The sequence below is a fragment of the Spongiibacter taiwanensis genome, assembly GCF_023702635.1.
GTDB lineage: Bacteria > Pseudomonadota > Gammaproteobacteria > Pseudomonadales > Spongiibacteraceae > Spongiibacter > Spongiibacter taiwanensis.
In genome coordinates this window covers 1,392,499-1,417,029 of record NZ_CP098455.1, presented here as the reverse complement: position 1 = coordinate 1,417,029, position 24,531 = coordinate 1,392,499, and the positions used below count along the sequence as shown (strand labels likewise).

General features: G+C 59.1%; 18 protein-coding genes. 13 read left to right on the top strand and 5 right to left on the bottom strand.

Annotated elements, in window-relative coordinates; all coding sequences use genetic code 11:
• Positions 1-3: 3 nt before the first annotated feature.
• From rlmB to dnaB, 6 genes are all read left to right on the top strand, one after another.
• A complete protein-coding gene (rlmB, locus tag NCG89_RS06570; protein ID WP_251088963.1) occupies positions 4-738 on the top strand; it encodes a 23S rRNA (guanosine(2251)-2'-O)-methyltransferase RlmB in 735 nt (244 codons plus the stop codon).
• A gap of 140 nt (positions 739-878) precedes the next feature.
• Positions 879-1,322, top strand: a complete 444-nt coding sequence (gene rpsF / locus NCG89_RS06565) for a 30S ribosomal protein S6 (RefSeq protein ID WP_251088962.1) — start codon at positions 879-881, stop codon at positions 1,320-1,322.
• A 30-nt stretch (positions 1,323-1,352) separates the two neighbouring features.
• Positions 1,353-1,580, top strand: a complete 228-nt coding sequence (gene rpsR / locus NCG89_RS06560) for a 30S ribosomal protein S18 (protein WP_251088961.1) — start codon at positions 1,353-1,355, stop codon at positions 1,578-1,580.
• A 37-nt stretch (positions 1,581-1,617) separates the two neighbouring features.
• On the top strand, positions 1,618-2,445 hold the full coding sequence (locus NCG89_RS06555) for a YybS family protein (protein ID WP_251088960.1): 828 nt from the start codon (positions 1,618-1,620) through the stop codon (positions 2,443-2,445).
• A gap of 22 nt (positions 2,446-2,467) precedes the next feature.
• A complete protein-coding gene (gene rplI / locus NCG89_RS06550; protein ID WP_251088959.1) occupies positions 2,468-2,914 on the top strand; it encodes a 50S ribosomal protein L9 in 447 nt (148 codons plus the stop codon).
• A 171-nt stretch (positions 2,915-3,085) separates the two neighbouring features.
• Entirely contained in the window at positions 3,086-4,495 is a 1,410-nt protein-coding gene (gene dnaB, locus NCG89_RS06545; protein WP_251088958.1) for a replicative DNA helicase, read from the top strand.
• A 362-nt stretch (positions 4,496-4,857) separates the two neighbouring features.
• On the opposite strand, the gene NCG89_RS06540 is transcribed toward dnaB, so the two are convergent.
• From NCG89_RS06540 to NCG89_RS06530, 3 genes are all read right to left on the bottom strand, one after another.
• Positions 4,858-6,408, bottom strand: a complete 1,551-nt coding sequence (locus NCG89_RS06540; protein WP_251088957.1) for a sodium:solute symporter family transporter — start codon at positions 6,406-6,408, stop codon at positions 4,858-4,860.
• A 312-nt stretch (positions 6,409-6,720) separates the two neighbouring features.
• Positions 6,721-8,298, bottom strand: a complete 1,578-nt coding sequence (locus NCG89_RS06535; RefSeq protein WP_251088956.1) for a phytase — start codon at positions 8,296-8,298, stop codon at positions 6,721-6,723.
• Between the two features lie 82 nt (positions 8,299-8,380).
• Positions 8,381-10,624, bottom strand: a complete 2,244-nt coding sequence (locus NCG89_RS06530) for a TonB-dependent receptor plug domain-containing protein (protein ID WP_251088955.1) — start codon at positions 10,622-10,624, stop codon at positions 8,381-8,383.
• A 326-nt stretch (positions 10,625-10,950) separates the two neighbouring features.
• Between NCG89_RS06530 and NCG89_RS06525 the strand changes: the two genes are divergently transcribed.
• The 5 genes from NCG89_RS06525 (at position 10,951) to dbpA (ending at position 15,812) form a co-directional block, all read left to right on the top strand.
• Entirely contained in the window at positions 10,951-11,922 is a 972-nt protein-coding gene (locus NCG89_RS06525; RefSeq protein WP_251088954.1) for a GGDEF domain-containing protein, read from the top strand.
• The gene (locus NCG89_RS06520; protein WP_251088953.1) at positions 11,919-12,947 is read left to right on the top strand and encodes an AraC family transcriptional regulator; all 1,029 of its coding nucleotides are present in this window, start codon (positions 11,919-11,921) and stop codon (positions 12,945-12,947) included. Before NCG89_RS06525 ends, NCG89_RS06520 begins: the two co-directional genes overlap by 4 nt.
• A 164-nt stretch (positions 12,948-13,111) precedes the next feature.
• Positions 13,112-13,855 (top strand): fructosamine kinase family protein, encoded by a 744-nt coding sequence (locus tag NCG89_RS06515; RefSeq protein WP_251088952.1) that lies wholly within the window; start codon positions 13,112-13,114, stop codon positions 13,853-13,855.
• Between the two features lie 235 nt (positions 13,856-14,090).
• The gene (locus NCG89_RS06510; RefSeq protein ID WP_251088951.1) at positions 14,091-14,291 is read left to right on the top strand and encodes a cold-shock protein; all 201 of its coding nucleotides are present in this window, start codon (positions 14,091-14,093) and stop codon (positions 14,289-14,291) included.
• Positions 14,292-14,426: 135 nt separating this feature from the next.
• A complete protein-coding gene (dbpA, locus tag NCG89_RS06505; RefSeq protein WP_251088950.1) occupies positions 14,427-15,812 on the top strand; it encodes an ATP-dependent RNA helicase DbpA in 1,386 nt (461 codons plus the stop codon).
• 31 nt (positions 15,813-15,843) lie between these two features.
• Here the strand turns inward: dbpA and NCG89_RS06500 are convergent, their stop codons facing one another.
• Positions 15,844-19,854 (bottom strand): bifunctional nitrate reductase/sulfite reductase flavoprotein subunit alpha, encoded by a 4,011-nt coding sequence (locus NCG89_RS06500; protein WP_251088949.1) that lies wholly within the window; start codon positions 19,852-19,854, stop codon positions 15,844-15,846.
• 343 nt (positions 19,855-20,197) lie between these two features.
• Here NCG89_RS06500 and modA point away from each other — a divergent pair, with 343 nt between their 5' ends.
• Positions 20,198-21,106, top strand: coding sequence for a molybdate ABC transporter substrate-binding protein (gene modA / locus NCG89_RS06495; RefSeq protein ID WP_251088948.1), 909 nt, complete (start codon positions 20,198-20,200; stop codon positions 21,104-21,106).
• A 23-nt stretch (positions 21,107-21,129) separates the two neighbouring features.
• On the opposite strand, the gene NCG89_RS06490 is transcribed toward modA, so the two are convergent.
• Positions 21,130-22,614: a DEAD/DEAH box helicase gene (locus NCG89_RS06490; protein ID WP_251088947.1), complete on the bottom strand. Its 1,485-nt coding sequence runs from the start codon at positions 22,612-22,614 to the stop codon at positions 21,130-21,132.
• 253 nt (positions 22,615-22,867) lie between these two features.
• Between NCG89_RS06490 and NCG89_RS06485 the strand changes: the two genes are divergently transcribed.
• Positions 22,868-24,463, top strand: a complete 1,596-nt coding sequence (locus NCG89_RS06485) for a peptide chain release factor 3 (RefSeq protein WP_251088946.1) — start codon at positions 22,868-22,870, stop codon at positions 24,461-24,463.
• Positions 24,464-24,531: the final 68 nt, after the last annotated feature.

The window sequence follows — 24,531 nt, the reverse complement described above, 5'->3', positions numbered from 1 at the left end:
GTTATGGAAAAGGTGTTTGGCTTGCACGCCGTGCAAAGCCTGTTACAGCGTAGCCCTGAACGGGTGAAAACGCTTTATGTGCAAAGTGGCAGAGAAGATCAACGGCTGAGTGAGGTGCTCGGTCAAGCCGAGCAGGCAGGGGTGGCGGTCATCAGTCTGCCGCGCAAAAAACTCGACGAAATGGCCGCCGGGCGTCACCAGGGCGTGATCGCGGAGGCGGATACCACCAGTCATTATTCAGAAAAAGACCTGCCGGCCCTGCTCAATCAGGCCGGGCGCAAGGCGTTGGTGCTGATTCTTGATGGGGTAACCGACCCCCACAACCTCGGCGCCTGCCTGCGCAGCGCTGACGCTGCCGGCGTGACGGCGGTGGTGGCGCCGAAAGACAAATCGGTTGGCCTGAATGCCACCGTCATGAAGGTGGCCTGTGGTGCAGCGGAGGTGATCCCCTTTATTGCTGTCACCAACCTGGCCCGGACCATGAAACAGCTGCAGGACGCCGGGCTGTGGCTGATCGGTTTGGCGGGCGAGGCGGATGACACGCTCTATCAGCGGGATCTGCGTGGCCCGGTGGGGCTGGTCATGGGCGCCGAAGGGGACGGCCTGCGCCGCCTGACCCGGGAGAACTGCGATTATCTGGCGAAACTGCCCATGGCGGGGTCGGTCAGCAGTCTGAATGTGTCCGTGGCCACGGGTATCTGTCTTTTTGAAGCGGTCCGTCAGCGCGCAATTGACTGATTTTTGCGCAAATTGCTTGCATCAACGTCCACGCTTGCCTAAAATCCGCGCTCTTGAATTCTTGGTGGCCCTCCGCAGCGGTGGGCGGCCACTCTCCTTGCCACACCGAAAAGGGTGGCTTAACCCGTAAGGAGCATACAATGCGTCACTACGAAATCGTGTTTCTGGTTCATCCAGATCAAAGCGAGCAGGTTCAGGGTATGGTCGAGCGTTATACCCAAACCATCGAAAAGGACGGCGGTAAAGTTCACCGTCTGGAAGACTGGGGTCGCCGTCAGTTGGCTTACCCCATCGACAAAATCCACAAGGCTCACTACGTGCTGATGAACGTTGAAGCGTCTGCCGAGGCGATCGACGAGCTCACCACCAACTTCCGCTACAACGACGCTGTTCTGCGTAACCTGGTTATTCGTCGCGACGAAGCGGTTACCGAAGAGTCACCCATCATGAAGGCTGAGAAAGAAAGCCGCGAGCGTCGCAGTCGCAGCGAGCAGCGCACTGAGCGCAATCGCGACGACAGCGATAACAACAATGATGGTGCAGACAACGAAGAAGCTGAAGAAACAGCTTCTGAAGAAGCCTAATTTCAGCGGAATCAGTGAGGAGTTAACACAATGGCACGTTTTTTCCGTCGTCGTAAGTTTTGCCGTTTCACCGCTGAAGGCGTGAAAGAGATCGATTACAAAGATCTGGACACCCTGAAAGCGTATATCTCTGAAACTGGCAAGATCGTACCGAGCCGTATCACCGGTACCAACGCCCGTTACCAGCGCCAGTTGTCAACCGCGATCAAGCGCGCGCGCTTCCTGGCCCTGCTGCCCTACACGGACAGCCACAAGTAAGAAGACATTTTCCATGCGCGCCTTAGCAGAGTTCATAATGAAAGGGCGCTTCCAGGCCGTTGCAGTTTCTGGCCTGGGTATTGGAACGTTGATGTTTGCCTGGGTAGGCGCGGCGGCAGCTGCGCTGGTGATGCTCAGGAAAGGCCTGGCAGAAGGCGCCTATGTGGTGTTTTGGGCTCTGCTGCCGGCCATCGCCGTGGCCTATGTCGGCAACGATATTGGCCCGCTGACCATGCTGTTAGGCACAGCGGTCTCGGCTCAGGTGCTGCGAGAGCAACGCTCCTGGGCTGCAGCTATTTTGGCTGCCGTGGGCATGGGGCTGCTGACCGCACTGCTGTTATTGCATTTTGGCAGTGCCTATTTGCAGTCATTACTGGCGCTGGTGCAGCCAATTATGGATGACCTGCGCAGCCAGACTCAGGGTCAATTGCCCACGCTAGGCGAGGGCGATGTTGCCGCCGCCATCGGGGGCAGCACCATGCTCTGGAGTGTGCTGGCAGTGATGTTGGCGCGGTGGTGGCAGGCGATGCTGTACAACCCGGGCGGTTTTCGGGAAGAAATGTGGGCGCTGCGCTTGCCGTCAGTGGCCTCCCTCATTTTGGTCGTGCTGCTGTTGCTACTGCGAGCAGCCGGTGAGGATTACCGCTTCTGGGGTGTGATTTGTATGCTGCCCTTTGTGATCGCCGGCCTGGCGCTGGTGCACGGAGTGATCGGCAAGCGCCAAATGGGGCGCGTTTGGTTAGTGGGTTTTTATGTTGCGCTGGCGCTGTTGACCCCCCTTTGGGCTCTTCTGGTACTGGTCGCGATCTTGGACAGTTGGATTGATTTTAGAAAGCGTTTGTCACCGCCGTCGGGCGCTGAGTAACGCGATTGAGAGGGTTAGAACCATGCAAGTGATTCTGCTTGAGAAAGTTGGCAAGCTCGGCAACCTGGGCGACCAGGTAAATGTGAAAGCGGGCTTTGGCCGTAACTACCTGATTCCCTTTGGCAAAGCAGTACCTGCCAACGAGAGCAACATCGCTGAGTTCGAAGCGCGTCGCGCCGAGCTGGAAGCGGCAGCCGCTGCCAAGCGCGCTGAAGCTGATGCGCGTGCAGCCAAGCTGGCTGATGTCAGCGTGACCATCGCGGCTAACGCTGGCGAAGGTGGCAAGCTGTTTGGCTCTATCGGTACTCGTGATATCGCCGATGCCATCACTGCGGCCGGTCAGGAAGTGGACAAGAGCGAAGTGCGTATGCCCGAAGGCCCGATTCGCGAAATCGGCACTTTCAGCATCGCCATCCAGGTGCACAGCGACGTCATGCAAGAAGTGACCGTTGAGGTTGTTGCAGAGTAATACTGCTGCGCCTTCCAGCATCGCTGCAATCGAAACAACCGGGTGTCGCCGCGCCGCTGGGTGATGGCGCCGCTCTGTTTCAGGCGCGGTAAAAGAAAACACAGGGGATTAACCTCTGTGTTTTTTTTTGCCACAATGCTCGGCCCTGTGCCGCAATGATAATGAGTCCTCGTGCAGACCGAGTCCTTCCCTGAACCGCCTCCCTTCGACGAAGACGATGCGGCCTTTGCCCAGCTGAAGCTGCCGCCCCATTCCCTCGAGGCGGAGCAATCGGTCTTGGGCGGCCTGATGATCGCCAACGAGGTTTGGGACGCCGTTGCCGATGTGATCGGTGAGGGCGATTTCTTCAGGGCGGAACACCGTAAACTGTTTGCCCAAATGGCGCGGCTGGTCGAGCAGCAGCAGCCTATCGACGTAGTCACCCTGGCTGAGGCCCTGGCCAGCGCTGGACACTTGGAAGACGTCGGCGGTGCGGCTTACCTCGCCGAAATTGCCAGTAACACCCCCTCGGTTGCCAATATTCGCGCCTATGCCCAGGCGGTGCGGGAGCGGGCCACCTTCCGTTCATTGATCAGCGTTGCCAATGAAATTGCCGACAGCAGTTTCAACCCGGAAGGTCGCAGCAGCGAAGAAGTCCTGGACGAGGCCGAACGGCGGATCATGCAGATTGCCGAGGACCGTCCCAAAATGGGTGGCCTCGAGCCGATCAACCCACTGCTCAAGGAAGCGGTGGAAAAAATCGATGAGCTGTTCAATAACGATGCCGCGATCACCGGCTTAACCACCGGCTTTGAAAAGCTCGATGAGATGACCTCGGGGTTGCAGAACTCGGATCTCATCATTGTGGCGGCCCGTCCCTCGATGGGGAAAACCACCTTCGCCATGAACCTGGTGGAGAATGCCCTGTTGAAGTCGGAAAAACCCATGTTGGTGTTCAGCATGGAGATGCCCGCCAGCCAGCTGATGATGCGGATGCTGTCCTCGGTGGGCCGGATTGACCAGGGCCGGGTGCGTACCGGTCGGCTAGAAGAGGACGATTGGCCCAAACTGAGTGCGGCGGTGTCTAAGCTCAAGGATCGGCCCCTGTACATTGACGATACCCCGGCGTTGACACCCACCGAGCTTCGCTCCCGGGCCCGCAAGATTTTGCGGGAGCACGGCAGTATTGGCATGATCATGATTGACTACTTGCAGCTGATGCAGGTCGCGGGCCGCGGCGGTGAAGGCCGAACCGCGGAGATTTCAGAAATCTCCCGCTCCTTGAAGGGCATTGCCAAGGAATTTGGTTGCCCGGTGGTGGCGCTTTCCCAGCTGAACCGCGCCCTGGAGCAGCGCCCCAACAAGCGGCCGGTCAACTCCGACCTGCGGGAATCCGGCGCCATTGAGCAGGACGCCGACGTGATCATGTTTATCTACCGGGACGAGGTCTACAACGAGGAGTCGCCGGATAAAGGCACGGCCGAGATTATTATCGGCAAGCAGCGGAACGGTCCCATTGGCACCGCGCGTCTGAGCTTTATCGGCAAGTACACCCGCTTTGAGAATCTCGCCTTTGGTTTTGATCAGGGTGAGGAGTATTGAGGTTTAGCGCTGCCAGCGTGGGCCTCGCATCCTGGGCATAGTGGGAGACGCTTGACGGGAGAGGGACGGCCGGCGTTCCGGAGACGTAAAACCCTGCCTCTTCGGGCCTGGTGCTCATACCTACTGGAATGCTTCCACCATCGTCATGCCGGCCCTGAGCCGGCATCCATAGACCCGCTACAGTAGTAATGTGCGGGATACCCGCCTTCGCGGGTATGACGCTATTTCAGGCTTTCGTAAATCAAGTCTCGCCCCCGGATTGAAAACCCTCCGCTTTGCGAAACTCTTCGGCGTCATACAGGCAGGCTTCCCAGGCTGATATTGGCGGGATAAGTTTTCTCCCGTCTCCCGAACGCCCATCTTCACCAAAACCACCCCACTACCAGCATCGTCGCAAGGACCACCACTGCCGCGGCGATCGTCACCGAGCCTGAGGGTCGGGGCAACTGTTCTGGCTTTGCTATGGTCGCCGTATCCGCGTTATCCAATACCTGACTCAGTAGCAGAATCATCACCCCTGTCGCGGCAAATAGCAGTCCGGCGACGACGGTAAAGTGGATGTGGTGCCAGCCCAGTTGCGCCGCGACAAACACCGCGGCGGCCAACAGATGACCACTCGCCGTTCCCCAAAACGCGGCGTTGGCGCCGACTCGCCGCGACACCATGCCGACGGCAAACACCGCGACCAGTGGCGGCGTCACATAGGCAAAGGCTTGCTGAAGATAGGCGAACAGGCCGGGAAAGTGGTCAATGGCCGGTGCCCAGATCGCCGCCAAGATCATCAAGCCGAGGGTGGTATAGCGGCCGTAGCGGGCGATCTGCTTCGGGCTGAGGCCCGGCTTTTTCGGCTTTACGAAATCGACCATGACCAGCGTCGACGCTGAATTCAGCGCCGAATCTACACTGGACATAATGGCCGCCATCAGCCCTGCCAGCATGATCCCGGCCAGCCCCGGCGGTGCGTATTCGCTGATCAGCCGGGGGAACACCGTGTCGCCCCGCTCAAGGTCGGTGAATAATGCGGCGGCCATCGCGCCCGGTAACACCATCAAGAACAGCGGCAACAGCTTGAGCGCGGCGGCCAACACCGCGCCTTTGGCGGCGGCGTCGGCGCTTCGGGCACCGAGCAGACGCTGGGCAACATACTGGTTCATGGTCCAGTAGTAAAAGCCCAGCACCGGCAAGCCAATCAAGGTGCCCAGCCAGGGAAGCGCCGGGTCGTCCAGGGGGCGGATCAGCGACATATGCTCGGCTGACACCGCGGCGGTGATCTGGCTCCAATCGAAGTCGAATTGGGCAAAGACAATGCCGCTGAGTAGGGCAGAGCCAATCAATAGCACCACCGCCTGCAACACATCGGTGTAAGCAACCGCACGCAAGCCGCCTGCGGCAGTATAAATTCCAGCAAAAATGGCCATCGCGGCGCAGGTCGGCCCGAGACTCAGGCCGGGAATAAACAGCATCAACACCAATGCGCCGGCGTAAAGGCTTCCCGCCGTGTCGAGCACAACGCTCAAAAACAGCGAGGTGCCTGACAGATACTTGCGCAGGCGTGGGTCAAAGCGCCGCTCGAGGACTTCCGGTACCGTGGTAATGCCGCGACGGATGAACATCGGGGCGACGAAAAATGCGCTGAACAGCAATACCAGCCCGGCCATCCACTCGTAGTTGGCCACCGAAATACCGTATTCCCAGGCGGCGCCCGGCAGACCGATGAGGGTGGTGGACGAAATATTGGACGCAAATAAGGACAGGCCAATCACGACCGGCCCAAGGCTGCGTCCGGCCAAAAATAACTCGTCGGTATCTGGCGAGCGGCGACTGACTCTGGCGCACAGCCAGATCACAATCAGGGCGTAGCAGCCGACAATCGTGTAATCAATGGTATGTAGCTGGGAGGCGTTGTCTGTCACTCTGCGTCTCCTGTCGTTGGGTGCCCGGCCGTTGCTGCTGCGGTTCGTGGCTCGGCGCGTTCGCTATTATTTTGAGTGCGGCGGTAGTCTCGCCGAAGCCGGCGCGTTACGAATTTGCTGTACTTCAATGAAGCAAGTTTTACGCTAGAGCCGCCCAAGAATCACGCAAGAACCAGACCAGCCGTTTTGCAGGTGGTCGTCGGCAGAAAAGGGGTGCTGTGGCGGAGGGTGACAGAGACTCGGGGGCGGGAAGGAAGCGCGACGCCGCCTGAGACGCCGCGCATGGCCCGCTAAGGGGTGGGGAGATCAAGCTTATTGAGGCAGCAGCGCCTCCAGCTTCTGCCAGTCGATCACTTTAAAGTTCTGGTTACCGGCTGGCACCCGGTTGCGGCCGTCCTGCACCACAATCAGGCCCTTGGGGAAGCCCTTCAGCACGGCGGCACTCACCGCCAGCCCGTCGGTTTCGGAGGCCCCGTCCAGGCCAAGCTCGACATTGGGGCCGATACTGAATTTCACCAGATATTGCCAGGGTGCCAACGAGAACAGCACATAGCTGTCATCGCCTTGGCTGGAGGCCAGTAGCAGTGGTCCGCGCTCAGGGTGAGGGTAAATATCCAGGCCCTCGACATCGGCAACCAGGTGACCCCGGGCAACCGCTTCGATCAGCGCCTGCTGTTGGGTAGCGGTATTGATGCGCCAGATGCCTTTGTCCTCTTGGCCGACATACACTGCCCCTTCACGAGCGGAATAGACGCAGCCTTCGGTCTGGGAGCTAAAGCGATAGCGGTGGTTGAGCCGACCGGGGGCGGCGGCGTCGGGCAGTTGCCAGTGCTGAAACTGGCTGTCGGAATCGCCGACAAAAATCTCGATGCCCTGGCTGGAGCGGCCCATGCACAGTCCATAAGGATCGTCCAAGTCCAGGGGAATGGCCCGCAGGAAGGTGACCTGATTCAGGGAGCGTTTGGCCAGGTAGAGGTCGATGGCCTTGTCGGTGCGGTTGCTGGCGGCCAGCAGGTAGCTGTCGGCATCCAGGGCCAGGGCATCGACGTTGTTGATGCGGCCGCGGGGGAGAAAATGAATTTGCTTACCGGCAGCGTCAAAGATTCGCAGACCCCGTTGTTTGTCGGTGCCGGCAATCCAGAAGTCGCCACCCTGCCAAACCAGAATGGCGGGGTCGTCAGCGGCATCACCGGCGGTTTCCACGGTGTCGGTTTCCAGGTCCGCGCTGATGACCGGCTGATCGGCCTGGGGCAACTGGTCCGTGCTCAGCGGCGTTTCGGCGGCCAGGCGGGTTACCCAGGTGCGGTCAGCGGCAGAGGCGGGGCGCAGAATGCCGTCGGTCTCGGGATTGCGCTCGGTTTTCACCGGGCCCAGGTAGGGGTCATCCAGGAAAATATCGCTCTGGCTGAGCACGCAGCGTTCAATGTCGGGATTGCTGCTGAGCTGACGCACCGGCATCAGTGGGGCCGACTCGCCCTCGCGCAACCAGTAGTGAAACACCCGGCCGTCGCCATCGGTGATGACCAGATCGCGGGTGGTCTCGCTCAAGGGCGCGAAACACAGCCCATCGACGTCATGATCGAGGTTGGCGACCATGCTGGCGTCCAGGCGGCCGTCGCCGATCGCGCCAAACCATAGGGCGGGGATTTCGCCATCGGTGGCCCATACCAGGTGCTTGCCGCTTTGCGCCAGGGCTTCTATCTCCGCGTCGCCCTGCCACAGGGTGATGGCTTGGCTTTGTTCGCCTGATTGCGTGGGGCTGAGCTGCACAATGCGCGTGTCGTCAATTGCCAATGCCGACGGTGTCGAATCGCCTGGGGCGGGTGCGCTGGTGGCGCAACCCAGTAGGCCGGCGCTGAGCAAGCCCGTCAGGATGAGTTTCAAATTCATAGCAGTGTATCTCTGAAATAGGGATTTGCCTGTGGCGAGCCCTAGGGCCCACCTCAGTGCGTTAGGCTAATAAATACCGCGCTTAGAACCGGCCCCGGAACGTCAGGATAATCGCCGGGCTGGTTTCTTCGACTTCGGTTTCGCTGCTGGCAAACTGGCCCGCGCGGTAGGCATCGCCATCATCGTACTCACGAATCAACTCGCGCTTTTCGGCATCGAGCAGGTTTTGCGCTGAGAGGCGCAGCACATAGTCGCCACCGGCGAAGCGCTTCTCGATAAAGGCCTCAAGGTTGCCATCGTAGCTGATGCGATTCACTTCGCCGCCTTCAAATTCCTCGCTGTCGCCCTGGCGCTGGAAGCTCATGCCGTAGCTCATGTCGAGGGCGGGAAGCTCGTGCTCGAAGCCGATGTTCATGACAAACTTGGCCTGGCCGCTGAAGCGCCGTTCAACCCCTTCCAGAAAGACATCGTCTACCTCGGAATCCATGTAGCTCAGGTTCAAAAAGCCCTGCACGTTGGGCAAGCCCAGCAGGGTCATCGGTGCGCTGTAATCCAGTTCCACACCATACACCCGGCCGGTGTTGCGGTTGTTGATGGGCTCAACCAGTTCGAACTCTTCGCCGCCAATGGTGACATCGCGTTGGGTGAGCTCAATCAGGTCTTCAACTCGGCGGTAATAGACGTTGATGCCCACCACACCGGTGTCGCCCATAAAGTGATCCAGCCCCAGGTCGAGGCCCCAGGCTGTTTCGGGGTCCAACTGAGGGTTGCCGCGGAACTTCTCGTCCTCAATGGTCAAAGTTACGGGGTTGAGTTGATCAAATTCGGGATAGCGCACGGTGCGGGCGATGCTGATGCGCGCCTGATCCTGTGGGCTGAGGTGCCAGCGCAAATGCAGGCTGGGGCTCCACTGGAGCTCTTCCTCGTCACTGCGGGACTGACTGCCGTCGAAGTTGGCGCCGCGGATATCCTCTTTTCGGAACTCGCCGCGCAGACCGGCCTCTATCTCAAGCGCTTCAGATACCTGCCACTGTTGTACGGCGAACAGATCCAGGCCATCGATATCGGCTTCGAAGTCGGCAAAGCCATCGTCTTCATCGTCGAGCTCACCCTCGTCGTCAAAGACGGCGACGGCAAACTCACGGGTCTTTTGGGAAAATTCTGCACCCAGGGTGGTTTCCATTTTCTCGCCGCCAAATTTCCACTTGGCACCCAAGCGATTTTCCACATCGTCGATGTCGGTAATTTCCCGCTCGTCCAGTTCCAGCGGTTCGCCAATGTCCGACTCGGTATTGGTTTCAATTTTGTCCTGGGTGAACTGATTGCGGCTGGCGTAGAGCGTTAGGGTGCCGGCGCTGGTATCGATCTCGTACTCGGCACCCACATTGATGTTGTCCTGTTCAATGTCTTCAACCTGATGTTCCCGAACCCGCTCGTCCAGATCAAAGGGGGCATTCTCGTCGGCGCGCTCAAAAGCCGACACAATCGTGTTCTCGACCTCCTCCCGCGCAGTGTCCACATAGAACAGGCTGAAGCCCAGCTTTTGGTTTTCGCTCAGTTTGAAGCTGATATCCCCGGCCAGGGAAACGTCCCGGCTGTCACGGGTGTCATCTTCCACGGTGTCTTCGCGCTCATTTTCTTCAATTTTGCTGGAGACTTTTTCTTTGGGGTTATATCGCTCCTGAACATTGGCCGAGAAGCTGTATTCCACTTTGTCGTTCACGCCAGTGAAGCCGACAAAACCGCTGCCGTCGGTTTTGTCCATGTTCACGGCACCTACCCGCCAGATGCCGCCTTGATACTGGGCGCCTTCTTTCAAAATGATGTTCAGGGTGCCGCCGATGCCCTGGCTGCTCATGTCGGCGCTGGGACTGCGGATGATTTCGATCTTCTCGACCATCTCGGCGGGAATCCGGTCCACGGCAATAGCGCCGCTGTTCTCCTCGCCGGGCAGGCGGCGGCCATTAATCAGCACCTGGGTGTACTTGGAGTCCAAACCGCGCAGGCGGGGCAGATCGTACTCGCCCACATCACTGACAAAGGAGACGCCGGGGACGCGCTTAAGCATATCGCCCACCGAGATCGGTTCGAAGCGTTGGAAAAAGGCGCCGTCGTAAACCAGTTTAGGCGCGGCATCGTCAGTGTGATTCCGGCGAACCACCCGCTTGGCAATAACGTGGACCGACTCCACATTGGCCTGCTGGGTGTCAGCAACGCTGTTGCTGCTGGCAACGGTCAGCAGTGCGGAAGCCACCGCCAGTGGCAGACCAAAAGAACGTGAGCCGGTGATGGCGCGTGAAGAGAGTGAGGGGCGTGTGCGAGTCATGGAAAGTGCCTGTGTTTGCGAAAAAGAGATCACACCCCACGGGGTGCATTTGCAGCGAATCTAGATCAGCAAAATGACATTTCCTTTACAGCCCTCGCGCCATCGTCGTGTTGGCAGTGTGCAGGCGGGCAAATATTGCGCCGCTGAGCTGATATGACCTTTTTCTGCAATGTCCCTTCTCTAGACTGAATCACCGAAGTTTTTCCCCGGTGATCGAGTCTGGCAGGTGAAGGCTGCTCATTTCCTCGATTGTGTGCGGGTACGGGGGCTGCCGCGGCGGAGTGCGATTTGCCAACTGCAATGCCCTGGGTTTGTGGAAATAGGAAATGAATTTAGAAAATTTACTGAGCCGTTTTGACCTGTTAGGTCACCTTGACCCCAAGTCGCCGACCCGTCGTTCCCCCGGTGCGAGTCTGCATTGGCGGTGTTTTTGGGCCTTGTTAGCTTTGTATCTTGGCACCGCCATTGCCGTTGCCGGGCCGGGTGAGGTCAAGACCTGGGCAGAGATCGATTGGCTGGATGTAGCCGGTGAGGGCATGGTGGCTCTGGCGGCTCTGTTGTGGCTTTATCTTTCTTTGTTGTGGCGGCCGCCGGGCCCCGTCAGTTACCTGCTGATGGCTGGCTTTTCGTTGTTGTCCTTTGGCTTCTTTTTGGATGCACTGGACGAGATTGTCCGCCTCGGCGGCCATTCCTGGGGCGGCCAACTGGAATCGGTGGTGACGCCCTTCGCGGTGATCATGATCAGCTGCTCGCTTATTTCGCTCAGCCAGGAGCAGCGCATTTTGCGCCGTCAGCAGTTTCGGCGGGAGGCAAATTACCGGGACCATCGCGTCATTGATCCGGTAACGGACCTCTACGATGCCACCTATTGCCGTCAGGCGCTGGCCAGTGCAATGGCTGATCCCAACACCGAGGCGGGAGCGCTGTCTCTGTGGATGATCGATCTGAAGGACTTCGATCACATCAATCGGCGCTATGGTTTTGCTGTAGGTGACGCGGTGCTGAATCGGGTGGCCAGCAGTCTGGTGGCCGCTGCCCCGAGTCAGTCACTGGTGTGTCGCTATGCCGGTGACTGTTTTGTGGTGCTCGGTCAGGGTGTTGCCCACGGCGCATCACTGCAAGAGGCGCTGGGCAAGCTGTTGCAACAGACCGTCGGCATTGCCCTGTTTCAAGAAACCGGGGAACAGCCTGAAATTGGTGTGCGCCTGCGGGTGATTTGCCCGCAGCCCGGTGAGTCGGCAAGTGCGGTGTTGCAGCGCGGTGCCTGCATGCTGAAGCAGAGCGAGGTTGCCGGGTGAATCCGGCCTTTGCCAGTGCGGGACAGGGGCTGATCCCCGCATGGCTGCAAGGTCTGGCGGTATTGGACCTATGTGCCGCACGGGGTGTGGAGCTTGAATCCCTGCTGCCGGGAACTGGCATTTTCATCGAAGACCTGCCGTTGGCGGATCGCCATCTTAGCGCGACCCAGTTTCAGCGCCTGCTGGAAAATGCCCAACGCCGGTGGCCTGGGGGCGATTTTGGCTTTCAGTTGGGTCACGCACTGGCCCATCATGGCCTGGGCCCGCTGGCAGATTACCTGGCGACTCTACCCGTATCTGATTGGGGGCAGGCCCTGAGTCGTTACCAGCTATTAATCGCGCCTGGCCTGTGGCTCTATTGTGCCGGCTTGTCGCCGGACACCCTGCTGGTGCAATTCTCCCCGGCATCGTCATCGCCGGATCATATCAGCGCCTGCGCATTGATTACCGTTCTCCATCGGCTGTTGAAATCGCGTGCAGATGCGAGGGTCGAGGAGGTGTTCTTCAGTGGGCGGTCGGGATTGGCAGAGGAGCAGTGTCTGGCCCACTGGGGTAAGTTGCCGAATGATGCGGCTCCCTTCGATGGCCTGATGATTACCTTCAAGGCCAAACCCTGCAGCGACGAATGGGCCGTGTCGCCCCAGCACCTGCGCCGACAGCTCGCCAAGTCCCAGTGCGAAGCATTGCTCCCACCTTTGCCCGGCTTGCCCATGGCGCTTCGCAACCAGCTGCTGGTAAACAACGGTTCTCAAGCCAATCTGTTGCAATGTGCAAGCGCATTGCAAGTGAGCCCCGCCACGTTGAAGCGGCGCTTACAGGAGCAGGGCCTGCATTTTCAGGCACTGCTGGATGACTGCCTGCGCCAGCGGGCGGTGGCAGAGCTGCTCAGAAAAGGCAGTACCATTGAGGGGATCTCGGAGCAGCTCAGCTTTCACGACAGCAGTAACTTTCGCCGGGCCTTTAAACGCTGGACCGGCACGACTCCGTCGCAAATGCGTCTTGCCTTTAAAACCCTGATCTACTGATTGCCGCTGGTATCACTCGCGCTAAGCTGCCAAGCTCCGTCTTGCCTGACTATTACCCTGGCAATTCTATAGATCTCCAATCTATTTAATTGCGCGCCTTTAAAATGCTCGCATTGGCCTGTTGGCTAATGGCGGCGCATCCTTGTGCCGCATGGACCACTAGTATGTTTACCAAGACCAACCAAACCGGATTTGACGATGCCCTGACCTGTGAAGCGGAGGGGCTTGCCGTGCTGGCCAAGGCCGTTGACGGAAGCGGGTTGTCGGTGCCCAGCGTATCGAAGGTCGACGGCTGGGAAATTGAGATGACGGCCATTGACGGCTGCCCGGGCGATCAGGATCACCACGCAACGTTGGGGCAGGGGCTGGCCGACCTGCACCGCCAGCATCAGCCCCAGTATGGTTGGCACCGGGATAACTACATCGGCCTGAACCCGCAGGCTAACGCGCTGACGGAAAATTGGGGCGCGTTCTTCACCGAGTATCGATTGGCTCGGCAGATTCAGATGATTGAACCGCCGGCGGTGCGCAAGGCCTTTCGGCAGCGCTTGGAGCATTGTCAGGCGACGCTGGAAGACTTTCTCAATGCCTATTGTCAGCATCCGAGTCTGGTTCACGGCGATCTGTGGTCTGGTAATGTGATGTTTGATGCCCACGGCCAGGTGTGGCTGATCGACCCGGCAGTGTACTTTGGTGACCGGGAGGTGGATTTGGCCATGACCGAGATGTTTGGCGGCTTTGCCTCGGCGTTTTATCAGCACTATGACGCGTGCTATCCCCGCTCGGCGCAATACCCGGTCAAGCGGGAAATCTACAACCTGTATCACTACCTCAATCACTACAACCTGTTTGGCGAGGTGTACCTGGGCGGTTGCGAGCGGGGGCTGTTGGCGGTGGAGCAATTGTAGGCCGGGCATATCAGTAGAGTCCCCGGCGAACTACGCATAGGTCCTCTCCCGAAACACGTTGACAGGGCATAGGCTCAGGGTATACTGCCCTTGCTTGAAAGTAAGTCCTATATTTATGCAATCCATTTCGACGTTCCTCCCTGTAGTACCGTCCAGATCTTCATAAGTAATAGAATCACTTCTTCAGCACTAATCGCCGCAAGGCACTCACTTTGAATGATTTGGAAATTTAGTTATGGCAACTGGTACTGTTAAATGGTTTAACGAATCTAAAGGTTTCGGCTTCATCGAGCAGGAATCTGGCCCAGACGTTTTCGCACACTACAGCGCGATCAGCGGCAGCGGCTTCAAAACTCTGGTTGAAGGCCAGCGCGTTGAGTTCAACGTAACTCAAGGCCAAAAAGGTCCCCAGGCTGAGAACATCGTAGTTATCTAAGGCTATCCAAGGATAACGCCCGGGTCAGTTTCAACTGATCCGCGCTAGATGTTCGCGCGGGGGCGGTGTCTCCCGCACAATAAAAAGGGCGAGACCATTGGTCTTGCCCTTTTTTATTTTTTCGAGAGTTGAGTTGTGAACGAGCAAGCCTTTTCCTCCCTCAAGCTTCACCCTGCCCTGCTGAGCAACCTGCAAGACCTGGGTTATCAGCAGATGACGGCCATCCAGGCAATGAGCTTACCGGTGGTGCTGGCCGGCGGCGACCTGATTGCCCAGAGCAAGACCGGGTCGGGCAAGACGGCGGCGTTCGGTTTGGGCATATTGCAGGGCCTGAATGTGCAGCACTTTGCCGTGCAGGCGCTGGTGCTGTGTCCCACCCGTGAGCTGGCCGATCAGGTGGCCAAGGAAATTCGTCGGCTCGCCCGGGCGGTGCACAATATCAAGGTGCTTAGCCTGTGTGGTGGTGCGCCCTTTGGTCCTCAGGTGGGGTCACTGGAACATGGTGCCCATATTGTGGTGGGTACACCAGGGCGGGTGGCAGATCATTTGCGCAAGGGCAATCTCAAACTCGACGGTCTGAAAATGTTTGTGCTGGATGAAGCAGACCGGATGCTCGAAATGGGCTTTCAGGAAACCCTGGAGGCCATTGCCAAAAAACTGCCGGCAAAGCGCCAAACCCTGTTGTTCAGTGCCACCTTTCCCGATCAGATCGAAGCGATTAGTGCCAAGCTGTTACACGCGCCCGAGCGGGTGACGGTTAAGGAGCAGCATACTAACGTCAGTATTCAGGAGTACTTTTACAAAGTCAGCGGGGCAGATACTCGCGATGAGATTCTGCAGCGCCTGTTGCTGAAATTCCGCCCCGGCAGCGCCGTGGTGTTTTGCAGTACTCGCAAGGAAACGGAAGAGCTGGCCCACACCCTGCGTCAGGCTGGCTTTAGCGCGCTGGCACTCCATGGCGAATTGGATCAGAAGCAGCGCGATCAAACCCTTACCCGCTTTGCCAACAAGAGTGTTTCTATCATGGTGGCCACTGACGTTGCCGCCCGGGGCTTGGATATCGATGCACTGGATGCGGTGTTTAATTATCACCTGGCCAGAGATCCCGAGGTGCATGTGCACCGGGTTGGCAGAACTGGTCGTGCTGGTGCCAGTGGGGTGGCCTGCAGTCTGGTTGGCGACCGGGACAGCCAGAAAATTGCCCGCCTTGAAGCGCTGAAAGGGGAAGCTATTTCCCTCGTGTCACCGCCGAGTCTCGCGGGGGTGGACGGCAATAGCTATCAGCCACCGATGGTGACCTTGCAAATTGATGGTGGCCGCAAGCAAAAGGTCCGCCCCGGCGATATTCTGGGCGCGTTGACCGCCAACGGCGAGTTGACGGGCGACGATGTTGGCAAAATTCATATCTACGACAATTGTGCCTATGTTGCAGTGCGGCGCCGAATTGTCAGTGATGCCCTGCGGCAGATCAGCCAGGGCAAACTGAAAGGGCGCAGTTTCCGAGTGCGCAAAATCACGTGATTGCCATCCCAGTGGCCGCGGATGCGCGCGCTTAGTAAACGTCTCTGAGATAGCGTTTTGCCTTGGCCAGTCCCTGCAAATAGGCACTGGCCTCCTCTTCGCTCATATCCCCTTGGCCGGCAATGATGTCGAGCAGGCTATTCTCGACGTCCTTGGCCATACGATTGGCATCGCCGCACACATAAAAGTGAGCTCCTTCTTGCAACCACTGCCAAATCTCGGCGGCGGACTCAAGCAGCCGGTGCTGCACGTAAATTTTCTCTGCCTGGTCTCTGGAAAACGCAGTGGAGAATTTGGTTAACACGCCCTGCTGGCAAAGGTCTGAGAATTCTGCCTGGTAATAAAAGTCGCAGCGCTGCTGCTGTTCGCCGAAAAACAGCCAGTTCTTGCCGCTATGCTGCTGGCATTGCCGCTGTTGTAAAAAGGCTCTGAAGGGAGCGATGCCGGTGCCGGGGCCGACCATGATTACCGGCGTGTCGGGTTCCTCTGGCAGCCGGAAATGTTTATTTCGCTGGATAAAGATCCCCGTGTGTTCCTGCTCCGCCCGGTCGGCCAGATAGCGGGAACACAGCCCGCCCCGGGCTGCACCTTCATACTCGAAGCGGGTCACCGAGACGGTGAGATGCACCTCACCAGGATGTCGCTCCAGACAGGAGGAAATGGAATACATGCGCGGCTGCAGGGGTTTGAGTTGTGCGAGCCATTCTCCGAGGCTGGCCTTGACTGGGTACAGGCTGAGCACGTCGCGCAACTCCTTGCCCCACCGCCAGGCATCCAGGGCGGCTTTGTCGTCGCTTGTCAGCAGTTCGATGAGCGGGTCTGCAGCGCTGCGTTCAGCGATAAATGCCAGCAAGGATTTGGGTAGCTGAACGATGTCCAGTCGGGTCAGCAAGGCCTCGAACAGGGAGATTTCCTGGTCTTCGTCCAGGCGGACCATTTTCGTGCCATCCAGACCGGTCAGGTCTAGCACTTCCTGCGCCTTAATATTGTCGTTTTTTGGCCAGACGCCGATAGCATCCCCGGGGGTGTAGTCGATGCCGCTGTCACCCAGATCGAAGACGAATTGGCGCGTTTCCTTGAGCGAGCCCGGCCCACTGAGCAAAACGTTGTGCTTCAGGCGCGCCTGGAAGGGCCGCTTGCGGCTGTAGTGTTCCCCCTGGTTTTCAGGCGCTTTTGCGATGGCGCCACTATCTAGCACCGCGTCTAACCCGGCGGCTTGCAGTGGGGGTTTGAGCGCGGTTTGGACCGCGCTTAACCAGCGTTCGGCAGATTCTTCAAAATCCGGTTCGCAGTCTATCCGGGGGCAAAGTGGCATGGCGCCCAACTCGGCCAGACGGCCGTCGAGCTTGCGGCCAAAGCCGCAGAATTCGTCGTAGCTGCTATCGCCGAGGGCGAGCACCGCATACTGGGTGTGGATCAGCCTGGGTGCGTCCTGTTGTTGCAGGACCTGCCAGAAGCTGGTGCCATTATCCGGCGGATCGCCGTCGCCAAAGGTGCTGGTAACGACTAACAGATTGTCGATCTTGGCGAGCTCAGTCGGATTGATCTCGTTCATTTCATGGGTCGTAACGGCAAAGCCGGCGGCAGAGAGTTGGCCCTCGACGTATTCCGCTAGGGACTCCGCATTGCCCGTCTGGGAGGCCCAAACCAGTGACACTCGGGGGCCGGTCAGGGCCAGGCGATTGGCGGCGCTATTGGTCTGCGTCTCGCGGGAGAATAAGCCCGCGATCAGGCCTTCCAGGCCAGGGCGATTGCGGGTTTGTATAGGCGCATCATCAGGCAGCCGGGGCAATTCATTCGTTGCTGGCGGCTTTCGCTCAAGGCCGTCGAGAAAGCCCTGCAGATAGCGCTGCTCCGTGTCGTTGAGGGTGAGCTTGCTGGCGCTGGGTAAGTCGAGTGCACGACGCAGTGAGTCGGTCGCCCCGAGGCCGTCCGTTTGCTGGGGGGCTGTTATCAGGCGGACGGGTTGCGCCGCGGGGCTCAGGGCCACGGCGGCGTGTTTGAATTCGGGTTGCAGGGAGTCGGGGTCGACGGCATCGGTGGTGACCGCGTTGATGGCCAGGTTATCGCCAAACACATCGTTCCAGTGAAAGGGCGCAAAGCATTCGCCGGGGCGTACCCGGTCAGCAATTTGCACTGGCAGGGTGGCTTCCCCCCGGCGGGAGCGAATGGTTAAACCGTCACCGTTTTGCAGCCCCAATCGCTTGGCGTCATCGGGGTGAATCTCAGCAAAGGGCCCTGGATTGAGTTTGTTGAGGCGAGGCACCTTGCCGGTTTTGGTCAGGGTGTGCCACTGGTGCTGGAGGCGACCGGTAATCAGCACGAAGGGGTAGTCGTCGTCGGGCAGCTCCGCTGGCGGCATAAAGGGGCGAGGAAAGAATGCCGCCCGCCCATTAGGGGTGGCAAAACGCAGCTGCCCAGTCTGGTGAGGCTGCTCAGCCTCGCCTTTGAGGTAGCGAATGGGATTGCGATTGCTGCCCGCGGGATCGGGGCAGGGCCATTGCATCGGGGTTTGGCGCAAGCGCGGGTAGTCGGCGCCGGCAATGGAATAGCCCGTTTGCGGATTGGCGGCTTGCTTTAGCTCGTCAAACACCTGCTCGACGCAATCGTAGGTGAAGCTGTCCTGATAACCCATGGCGCAGGCGACATCGGCGATGATTTGCCAATCGGGGCGAGCTTCACCCGGCGGCGCCACGGCTTGCTGCATCAGGGTCAGGTTGCGCTCGGAGCTGACCATCACCCCCTCTGCTTCGGCCCAGAGGGCGCCGGGGAGCAGAATATCGGCGTAGCGGTTGGTTTCGGTGTCCTGGAAGGCGTCCTGGGAGATCACCAGTTCGGCTCGCTCCAGGCCGGCAATCACATTACTGCGGTTGGGCACCGTGGCAACCGGATTGGTACAGATAATCCAGCAGGCTTTGATGTCGCCCTGGGCCATGGCTTCGAACATGCCCACCGTGCCGTTACCCGGGCCTTCCCGTAAGGTACCCCTTGGGATGCGCCACAGGTCTTCTATAAATTGCCGGTCGTCGGCATTCAATACACTGCGCTGACCGGGCAGGCCCGGCCCCAGGTAGCCCATCTCCCGGCCGCCCATGGCATTGGGTTGCCCGGTTAAGGAAAATGGCCCGCTGCCCGGGCGGCAGATGGCGCCGGTGGCCAAATGCAGGTTGCAGATGGCGTTGGTGTTCCAGGTGCCGTGAATGCTCTGGTTTAGCCCCATGGTCCAACAGCTCATCCACTCGTTGGCTTCAGTGATCCAATCGGCTGCCTGGCGAATGTCGGCTTCGTCGAGCCCGGTAATCTTGGCCACCCGCGCCGGCGGGTAGTCAGCCAGAAAGGTGACCATCTGCTGCCAGCCTTCGGTATTGCCATCGATAAAGGTCTGATCAATGGCGTTGTGTTCAACGAGCAGGTGGAGCAGGCCGTTGAGCAGGGCCAGGTCGGTGCCGGGGCGGATTTGCAAGAACAGGTCGGCCTTGTCGGCGGTGGCGGTGCGGCGGGGGTCCACCACGATGAGCTTTGCCCCCTGCTTGACCCGCTCCATCATCCGCAAAAACAGGATGGGGTGGCAGTCGGCCATGTTGGCGCCGGTAATAAAAAACAGGTCGCTGCAGTCAAAATCCTGATAGGAGCCGGGCGGGCCGTCAGCGCCGAGGGACAGTTTGTAGCCGCTGCTGGCGCTGGCCATACACAGGCGGGAATTGGACTCGATGTTGTTGGTGCCGAAAAAGCCCTTGGCCAGCTTGTTGGCCAGGTACTGGGACTCCATCGACATTTGCCCGGAAACATAGAGGGCGACGGCGTCGGGGCCATGTTCGTCGATGATGGCTCGGAGGCGCCGCGCGGTCTCGGTAATGGCTTCTTGGTAGGATCTGGGTGTTGGCGGCGTTTGCCGATCTGGCCGCACCAGGGCCGTCTCCAGTCGGCCGCTGTCGGCCACCGCTTCGCCGCAGGTGTTGCCCTTGGTACACAGACGGCCAAAGTTGCTGGGGTGGCTTTTATCTCCGGTGACCCGTTTGATGCGGCCGTCTTCAACTTCCATGACGATACCGCAGCCGACCCCACAGTAGGGGCAAACACTTTTTACACGGTTTGTGGATGTTGGCTTAGTCACGTTGCTCGATTCGGCTTGGATACAGGGCCGTGTGGCAGCGGCCCCTTGCAATTGGTTGAGACGCGGCGATAGGTCTCTCGATCTCTACTCTACGCAATTGCTATGCCAGCGAATTTGCCCCGAGATACTGGGCCTGGCGGGGGCGGCTGTCTGTCTGGTACGCGTATTTAGTGCGTTTCAGCTGATTCTGCTCTGTTTTGGTGCGGTTGGTGGTGATATGGAAAGTTGAGGCTGCCCCAAATGCGAACTTGCCTGGCGGCGGGCTCACCTCGTGATCGCTGCGATGTTGCGTCTGCCGGGGTGGCTACCGCAAAATGCGATCTTCGTTAACTCTGCCGGCGGTGTGATGATTTTTGCTTCGGTTTTATTTCACCGGCAGGAACCGCGCCCGTCGCGTTCCGGTCCTTGGGTGCGCGGCACCTGGGCGCTGGTGTTGCTGGTGTGCTGCAGCGTGCAAAGCGTGACGGCGGAGGTGCTTCACGTGGCGGTGGCGTCCAATTTTGCCGGGCCGATGCGCGAGCTTGCCAAGGGGTTTGAAACCCAGCACGGCCACCACGTTAATCTGTCCTTTGGCTCATCGGGCAAGCTGTTTGCCCAGATCGAGCACGGCGCGCCCTTCGATGTGTTTCTGTCGGCAGACCAGCACAAAATCGATGTGCTGGTGGAAAAGGGGCTGGCCGTTCCAGACAGTCAATTCAGCTACGCCATCGGCACGCTGGTGTTGTGGGCGCCTGATCAGATACAAACCGCAAATCCCCTGGTGATGCTTAAGGAAGGGCGCTTCGCGCATCTGGCTATGGCCAATCCGCTGTTGGCACCCTACGGGCAAGCGGCGGAAGAAGTGTTGCGCCGGTTAGGTCTGCTGGCGAGCACGACGCAAAAACAGGTGCTGGGAGACAATATCAATCAGGCGTTTCAGTTCGTTGCCACTGGCAATGCCGAGCTGGGGTTTGTTGCCCTTTCTCAGGTCCTGGCGTTGCCTGCCGAGCAGCGCGGCCAATTCTGGCGTGTTCCCGCTGAGCTGGCGCCGCCCATTTTGCAAGACGCGGCGCTGCTACAACGGTCGTCCAAAACTGCGGCAGCCACAGCCCTGCTGGGCTATTTGGCTGGCGCCGAGGGGCAGGCGGTGATTCGCCGTTACGGCTACGACGTTGTCTCTGCCACTACTCCCTCAGACTAGCCCCTGAACCTGGGAGCTTTTTGCTAGCGCAAGCTGCCAAAGCTGCGGGGCGCAGCCCGCCCGGTGCTGCTGGATTTGCGTTCGCCGCCCTGGGCTTTTTGATTGCCATTGGCTGGCCTGCTGCTGGCCGGTTTGCCGCTGGTGTTTCCGCCATCATTGCCGGCGCTGTTTCCGGCTTGGGAGGGTCGCTTACGGGCGCCGCTGTTATCCCGATTGCCCTGGCTGTTGCGGCCGGACTCACCAGGTTTGGCATTACCGCGCCGGCGATTGCCGCCGGGTTTTGCTGCGGCCCGTTGATTGCCATTGCCGTTGCCAGCTGGGCGGGGCTTGCGCGGCTTGTGGGGAGTGCTGATCGGGCGCCCCTCTGGCAGCACATGATCGGGCTCAAAGCCTTCCACCTCACGGCGCTCGAGAGAAGATTTGATCAGCCGCTCGATACTGCACAGGTAGTCGAATTCATCGGCGCTGACCAGCGACACGGCGTGACCGCTGGCACCAGCCCGACCGGTACGACCGATGCGGTGCACATAATCTTCCGGCACATTGGGCAGATCAAAATTAACCACTTGGGGAAGCTGGCTGATGTCCAGGCCTCGGGCGGCGATATCGGTGGCGACCAGAGCACGAACCTTGTTTTGTTTGAAATCGCTCAAGGCCCGGGTGCGGGCGCCCTGACTCTTGTTGCCGTGAATGGCGGCGGCGGTGATGCCGGCATCGCTAAGCTGTTTTGTTAGCTTATTGGCGCCGTGCTTGGTGCGGCTGAATACCAGCACCTGGTGCCAGTTGCCTTCGCTGATCAGCTTACACAGCAGCGCAGGCTTGCGCTTCTTGTCTACCGGCACAATCCATTGCTTCACGGTTTCGGCGGTGGTGTTGCGGGGGGTGACGGAAACCTCGACCGGGTCGCTAACAAAGGATTTGGCCAGCTGGCGAATATCGTCGGAGAAGGTTGCCGAGAACATCAGGGTCTGACGCTTGGGGGGCAGCAGGGCCAGAATTTTGCGCAGGTCGTGAATAAAGCCCATGTCCAACATCCGGTCGGCTTCATCGAGCACCAGCACTTCCAACTGGTCAAAGCGCACGGCCCGTTGCTGATGCAAATCCAGCAGTCGGCCCGGTGTGGCCACGAGGACATCGGCACCTTTGCGCAGAGCCATCATTTGCGGGTTGATCTTGACGCCGCCGTAAACCACGGTGGAGCGCATGCGCAGATATTTGCTGTAGGCGGCAACGCTTTGGCCAACCTGGGCAGCCAGCTCTCGGGTGGGTGTCAGCACCAGCGCACGGGCCTGGTTGGATCCGGCGGGCTGACCTTTGGACAGGCGCTCCAACAGCGGCAGGGTAAAGCCGGCAGTTTTGCCGGTGCCGGTTTGGGCGGCCGCCATAATGTCCCGGCCCTGGATGATCGCGGGAATAGCCTGTTCCTGGATCGGGGAAGGGGTGCTGTAGTTTAGTTCGGTCACGGCCCGAGTAATGGGCTCGGAAAGGCCCAGGGAGGAAAAACTCATAAATAAAACGTTCTCTGTGGGGAACCGCCGGGTCTGGCGGGCGGGGAAAAATACGGGATTTTGCAGAAGGGGACCATTTTGAGGAAAATTCCCGGCCCTGGCCAGCCATTTCCCCGGCATTTGTTCGCAGTAGTCATATTTTATGCGGGCGATCGTCGATGAAAACCCGGGGGCTTTCGCGTAAAATCCACGCCCATCCTGGCGGAGGCTCCGCCGATTCCGCCCGAATATCCATGCGAGAACACCCACGCCAATGTCTGTAGCTCAATCTGAAATAGCCAAACGCCGCACTTTTGCCATTATTTCCCACCCGGATGCGGGTAAAACCACCATCACCGAAAAGCTGATTCTGCTGGGTCAGTTGATTCAGGTGGCGGGCACGGTCAAGGGCAAAAAGCACGACAAAGCGGCCACCTCTGACTGGATGAGCCTGGAGAAAGAGCGGGGCATTTCGGTGACTTCGTCGGTGATGCAGTTCCCTTACAAGGGCAAAGTGGTGAACCTGCTCGATACCCCGGGGCACGAGGATTTCTCTGAGGATACCTACCGGACGCTCACCGCCGTGGACTCGGCGCTGATGGTGATCGACGGCGCCAAGGGGGTCGAGGACCGGACCATCAAATTGATGAATGTCTGCCGCCTGCGGGACACCCCCATCATCGGCTTTGTGAACAAAATGGACCGGGATATTCGCGACCCCATCGAACTGCTCGACGAGATTGAGAGCGTATTGGGGATCGCCGCGGCGCCGGTGAACTGGCCCATCGGGATGGGTCGTGATTTCAAGGGGGTATACAACCTCTACACCGATACCATTCATGTGTTCCAGCCGGGTAAGGGCAGTGTGGTCGCCGAGGATATTCGTATCGACGGCCTCGACAGTGACGAGGCCAAGGCGCTGCTGGCTGATGAGTATCAGGACTTTCTCGATGAGATCGAGCTGGTCCGGGGCGCGAGCCATGAGTTTGTGCTGGAGGACTACCGGGCCGGCCAGTTAACGCCGGTTTTCTTCGGCACCGCGCTGGCCAACTTTGGTGTGCGGGAAATGCTGGATGATTTCGTTGAATGGGCGCCCGCACCGCTGAACCGGGAAGCCCTGCAAAGTGATGGCAGTGCCACTGAGGTGGATGCCAAAGGCGAAACCTTCAGCGGCTTTGTTTTTAAAATTCAGGCGAACATGGACCCCAAGCACCGGGACCGGATTGCCTTTATGCGGATTTGCTCCGGCACTTATCGTAAAGGAATGAAAATGCGCCATGTGCGCATTGGCAAAGATGTGAAGATTGCCGATGCCGTGAGCTTTTTGGCGGGGGATCGGGAGCTGCTGGAAGAGGCCGTGTCGGGCGATATTATCGGTCTGCACAATCACGGGACCATCCAGATTGGCGACACCTTCACCGAGGGTGAAGAGCTGAAATTTACCGGGGTACCGCATTTTGCGCCGGAATTGTTCCGCCGGATTCGCCTGAAAGACCCTCTCAAGTCCAAGCAGCTTCAGCGGGGCTTGCAGCAGCTCTCGGAAGAGGGCTCGACCCAGGTGTTTATGCCGGAGCGCAATAGCGATCTGGTAGTGGGTGCGGTTGGGGTGCTGCAGTTTGATGTGGTGGCCTACCGCCTCAAGGATGAGTACAAGGTTGAGGCCATATACGAGCCCATCAACGTTTACACTGCGCGCTGGGTGGAGTGCGATGACCCGAAGAAATTCGAGGAATTCAAGCGCAAGTGCTACGACAACCTGGCCATTGACGGCGGCGGACACCTGACCTATCTCGCCCCCACCCGGGTGAATTTGTCTCTGACGGAGGAGCGTCACCCCGAGGTGCGTTTTCGGGCGACCCGGGAGCACTAGCCCTCGCCATCAGTTCATAGGGGGCTGTTGACGGCCCCCGACTCTACCTTCTCTTCCGGCGGTCTTGT